The 4,930-nt window shown below is 57.7% G+C and carries 7 protein-coding genes; all 7 read left to right on the forward strand.

All coding sequences use genetic code 11. The annotated features are described in order from the left end of the window. Nucleotides 1-533 (forward strand): hypothetical protein (locus VB144_02310; protein ID MEA4882489.1); only part of this gene is annotated, 533 nt, incomplete at its 5' end. A 153-nt stretch (nucleotides 534-686) separates the two neighbouring features. Further along, complete coding sequence (locus VB144_02315; GenBank protein ID MEA4882490.1) at nucleotides 687-1,181, forward strand: hypothetical protein; 495 nt, start codon at nucleotides 687-689, stop codon at nucleotides 1,179-1,181. Nucleotides 1,182-1,193: 12 nt separating this feature from the next. Further along, nucleotides 1,194-1,574: an RHS repeat-associated core domain-containing protein gene (locus VB144_02320; GenBank protein MEA4882491.1), complete on the forward strand. Its 381-nt coding sequence runs from the start codon at nucleotides 1,194-1,196 to the stop codon at nucleotides 1,572-1,574. A gap of 442 nt (nucleotides 1,575-2,016) precedes the next feature. Continuing rightward, on the forward strand, nucleotides 2,017-2,424 hold the full coding sequence (locus VB144_02325; GenBank protein MEA4882492.1) for a hypothetical protein: 408 nt from the start codon (nucleotides 2,017-2,019) through the stop codon (nucleotides 2,422-2,424). 236 nt (nucleotides 2,425-2,660) lie between these two features. Then, complete coding sequence (locus tag VB144_02330) at nucleotides 2,661-2,906, forward strand: hypothetical protein (GenBank protein MEA4882493.1); 246 nt, start codon at nucleotides 2,661-2,663, stop codon at nucleotides 2,904-2,906. 45 nt (nucleotides 2,907-2,951) lie between these two features. Beyond that, complete coding sequence (locus VB144_02335) at nucleotides 2,952-4,568, forward strand: bacterial transcriptional activator domain-containing protein (GenBank protein ID MEA4882494.1); 1,617 nt, start codon at nucleotides 2,952-2,954, stop codon at nucleotides 4,566-4,568. Between the two features lie 53 nt (nucleotides 4,569-4,621). Further along, nucleotides 4,622-4,930 (forward strand): hypothetical protein (locus VB144_02340; protein ID MEA4882495.1); only part of this gene is annotated, 309 nt, incomplete at its 3' end.

Genomic DNA, 4,930 nt, shown 5'->3' on the forward strand with positions numbered 1-4,930 from the left:
CGGTGAGCGAGTTCAGTGAAAGCTACCATCTCAGAGCCGACCGGCAGGAGTCCGGCGTTGCATTGCTCAAGAAGGCCGGATGCAGAGGGTTCGTCTTTCCCGCTGCCAACGGCTGGGTAACGGTACTGCCGGAATCGGAGCCGTTTCAAGTCTGCGAGCCGGTGATACGGGCCAATGAAGGACTCCTTGTGTACTATTGGCACCCCGAAGACCATGGCTGGGGATTCAGCATCTATCAGCAGGATGTGCAGGTGTGCAACTATGCCGACATGTGGTGTGAAGGCGACGAAGGCGACAGCCGATCGGAACTAGATTTGGACCTTCTTGCGAGCCTTGCTGCAAGCGTGGAGCATGCCGATGACGGCCCGGCGGCGAGGATCAGGCATCTGCTCGAAGGCGATCTCGATGTCGACGACCCTGCCTACGAATTCGCGCGCCTGCTGGGACTTGCCAACTACGAGTGGACCTCATACATGTATATGGCAGACGACTACGACGAAGCATCGTTTCCTGGGGTAGTACGGGTGGGATAGTGGGTCCCAGCTCTTGACCGCCCTTCAAGGCGTACTTCGAGGGCTTCGCGGAGAGGGCGGATCCGTCTTCGGGAGCCCTCATCATTCGCCAAATGTAGCCGGCAGGTTGATCTGAAGCGCGGCGCAGACGGGCCGGGGCTGAATGATTGGAGCGTGTCGTGCTACAGGTACGACGCTCTGAATAAGCCAGTGGCCAGCGTCGCGAACTACGAGTACGACGCGCTTGGGCGCAGGGTGAAGGCAGTTGAAGGCGGAGCAACCACAATAGCGCTGCACTGCGGAAACGACATCGTTTACGAGGTCCGCACAGCGTTGCGTACGTCGGGTCCGGGTTCCTCCGGATCTGCGCAGCCATCGGGTTCGGGAGCTAGGGCAGACGCTGCCTCGGGTGGGATAATCATAGTTGATCCCATCGGCCCAACATCTGAGGATCCACCGCCGCCTCCCCCGCCCGAGCCGCCCGAGCCACCTGCGCCGGAGTACGATAGAACCGTTACGTGCTGCCTCGTGCTGAACGGGAAATACCTGGCCAAGGTGGTGCGTGAGAACTCGGATCCTGCTCAGACCTACTTCTGTCACACCGACATGGTCGGCTCGATCAGGGCGATCACCGACTCCACAGGCCAGGTCGTCGCGAGGTTCGAGTAGGAACCGTTCGGGTTGCTTACGATGTCGACAGGCCCGATGGCCAGCGGAGCCCACAGGTTGACCGGGAAGCCCGAGGACGGCGCCGCCAAGCTCTACTACTTCGGGGCGAGGCACTATGACCCTCAAATCGGGCGGTTCATAGGCAGAGACCCGGCGAAAGACGGGCCGAACTGGTATGCTTACGTAAGCATGAATCCTATTGCGTGTGTAGATCACGATGGACTGCGCGAGGCTATGGGTGCCGACTTGCGTGAAGAAAGGGACCTGTGTCAGCAGGAGAGGTTCGCGTCACAGGCTACAGACGCGTTCGTGAACGCAGCACTTGATATGGCAGAGACTAGATTCGGTACGTTTACGGCGCCGGTCACCCAGGCACGCTATGGAATACGGTAGTCTCGCTGATACCTTGGTTAAGAGACAGTGTCGATTGCACTGGGCTGGTGATAATAGCTGGCCGCCAGGCAGGCATTCCGATTCCAGGACCGCTGAGCACAGCGAGTATCGCCGGAAGTCCTTTTTTCACCAGTGTCACTGGCGGCTACAAACTGGGTGACGTCACGATCCTAGACTGGGAGGGAGATGGGAAACCCAATCATGCGGCGATTTACGCAGGTGATGGCAATTGGGTATGGGCCTCGAGCGCAGAAGGTGTACGCAGGGTGATCTGTGTCGACTCGAAGAACCCGGGAGAGTACCTGGAAAACTGGCGCGCGACCGAAGCGGCCCTCTCCAGCCCGACCTGTTCGACGCACTACAGGCTGAACTTCGGGTACATATGTCGCCTCAGATCGTGAGACGGCTAACCTAAAGCAGCATCCAGCGGAGGTGACCCAAAGTGGTGACGAAGAGAGATCTCCTAGTTGCTCTGATTCTCGCGGCTCTGTACTACCCGACATACTATGTGGTATATGGAATGACCTCTTCGGTCTTGTGGCCAGAGGGCCCGATACAGATTGGTGCACTGGCAGCAGGGCTCATTATCGGCTTAGCTGGAGCTTCACTGGGACTACGGCCTGCGTGGAAAGTGCTTATGTTGCCACTGGTGGCTGAAGCACTTGGCTTGATAGTGAACACCGTCATCTTCAAAGGGCTAGATATTTGGCGACAAGCCATATATGGAAGCGTTGAGGGAGGTGTGGGCCTGCCAATAGCTCTGTGGTGGCATTCCTGCGGTTTTCTGATCGCATCGGTGGGGTCTGGAACTGCCGTGATGATCAAGGCAGTGGCTGATCATCTTCGATGAGATGCTCTTCGTATTCCGTTGCCGGTGGCTTGGATTGCACTGACTTGAGCCGGCAGCGTTGATGTAGCAGGAGTGCAAGTGTCAGAACGCTATGATCTTGAGAGGCAATCGCGGGATGGAAGTGGACCTTCAGTGTACATCGTATTAGGCGCCTTTCAAGGACCGCTGCATGCAGGGACGGTTCCATCATCATAGACGACGCCGACACTCAAGGAGTGGTACAGGAGGCGCAGGAAATGGGTGTCAGTATCAATGAAGCGTGGAACAAGACCCTTATTCCCCACGTAGGCGGGCACTGTTCGGAGTACTACAGTCTCGTAGCAGCCCAACTAAACGAGGCCTACCGGTCCTACAAAGCTGCAGAACTGATGCACATGGCATGGACAGCCGACCAAATGAGGACAGAACTGCAAAGAGTGGTCTCCATCATCCAGCAGGCCGTCATCTCAGGCAAAGTGCGAATGTACAAGTGGTGCTACTGATCCGAGCCATGAAAGTAGCTGACCGATCAAAGGAGGAAGCTTGGCATGGGAGTTTACTACGTATGGCGTCGTGTTACGAACAGCAGCACCCGTTTCTTCCAGTGCTACCTTGAGGAATATCCTGAGTGGGAGGAAGTTGGATGGCAGATGGCCTGGAAGATAAAGCAGACCATTCCGAGCCCTGTGAGGTATCATGCCCAGAACATGGTGCAACCCGATGACTTTCCTTTCACAGGCAGCACCGCATTTCTGGTGTCGGGCAAAGTAGTTGAGGTGTTCAAGCGTCTGGGCGTGTCCGGGATCGATTACTATGACGCCGAGGTCGTCCGCCCGAACGGCGAGATCGTGAAGGGGTATGCCCTACTGAACGTACTCACGACCGTCCCGTGTATGGACAGAGAGAAATCGGTCTTCACAGTGAGGGACTGGGGCACTCATCAGACCTGCGATGTTGAGCGTCTGAGTGTTGATGCCAGCAGGGTGCCGCCGGACACTTTGGTTTTCCGCCTTCTTGAGGATGTGACGATGGTTGTTGTGCATGACAGTGTCAAGCGAGCGCTGGAGGACGCCGGCGTGACCGGAATTAGATTCGTGCCCACACTCAATCCAGAACCAGATTCCGCAAGCGACGGCGTCGGCGACTCCAGCCCGGCCTCAGTTGCACTCCCTGAGAGGGCGAGCAGACGGGAGGCCGCGAAACGACCGCTTGACCAGATGATGGAGTCCGTTCGCATCATGTTTGCCGCTACGGAAGAGGGGCATGAGTTCTTTGAGGCGGTGATAAACGGCAGGTTCTTCGAAGCCGCCAGAATAGCCGACACTATGACTGAAGAGGACCTCTGGGGTTACCTCATGAAAGTATGCATGCACGGTCCAGACCTGAGAGTCTACTCGTTCTGGGTCGCCAGGCTGTTGGCCGAGGAGAAGGCCGCATACCACTTCTGGGCAGCGGTTCAGTTCGTGCAGCTGCTTCCCGATTTCGAAGGGGGATTCTACCTCAGCATCTTCCATCTTCGCAGGGCCATGGAGCTGGAGCCAGACCGCTTCAGCTCCATGCGCCTCGCTTTCCGCCTGTATGGAACCGTGAACGAAGGGGCGTATCCCCGAAGCGAGGCCCTGCGACTCGGCCGCGAGGTCATGCAGTTGGACCCGGACGACGACGAAGTGGTCGAGAGAATGAGGTCGCTGGAGAACCCTCAACCCAATCAGAGATCAGACGAGGATAAGGATTCGTTGCGTTCCCTGGTGGACCGCATTACGGGTCTGATCGCTGCTCAAAGCTACTCATCTGATCAACGTCGCTTCCTCAATGCGCTGCTCAGCATCGAGCCTGCGGAGGCGGCGAAGCTCGGCGACGCTATCGGCGGCGAAGGCGTACGTAATGCGCTGGCTCTCTTCGCCAGCGTGCAATGCGACGTGCTCGCTTATGGCTACTGGGTGTCCCGACTGCTTCGGAGAGAGAATGCCCAGGACCACTACGAGGCTGCCAGACAGCTATCGGCGAACACTTGGGCTATGACCGGCGCCCACACCGTCAGTCTGTTTCATGCACGCAGGGCTCTGGAACTGGATCCCGAAAACGACGAGTATCGGCAACTGGCGCTCAGCCTGTCCGATAAGGCGCCTGAAGGGATCTTTCTCGGGCGGACGACTGGTCAATAGGGTTTCAGGGCGAGACTGGCAAGCGTAATCTAGCCTGGACAGGCGGCATGCATATGGCTGAGTGCTCTAGATCACTCAGCGCAAGCGCTATCAGATGGGCTCTGGAGTCGAAACATCCAACATACCAGGGATACGACATCGTGGGCAGGCTGCTCTGGAGCGCTGTACAAACGGGTCCGGGGTTCGGCGACTGGGCCGCATCATGGCACAAGTACGACGCTCTGGATAGAGTGGAGGCCAGCTGGGCATACAGGCAGGCAAGCACCTGGGACAAGACTTCGTACGAATACAGCCTGCACTTTGAGAAACCAACTTCGATGACTATGCCCGGGACCGGACGCCCCGAACCGAAGCATGTGTAC

This window comes from Clostridia bacterium (genome assembly GCA_034926675.1).
In the GTDB taxonomy this organism is placed as follows: Bacteria; Bacillota; DTU025; order DTU025; family DTU025; genus JAYFQW01.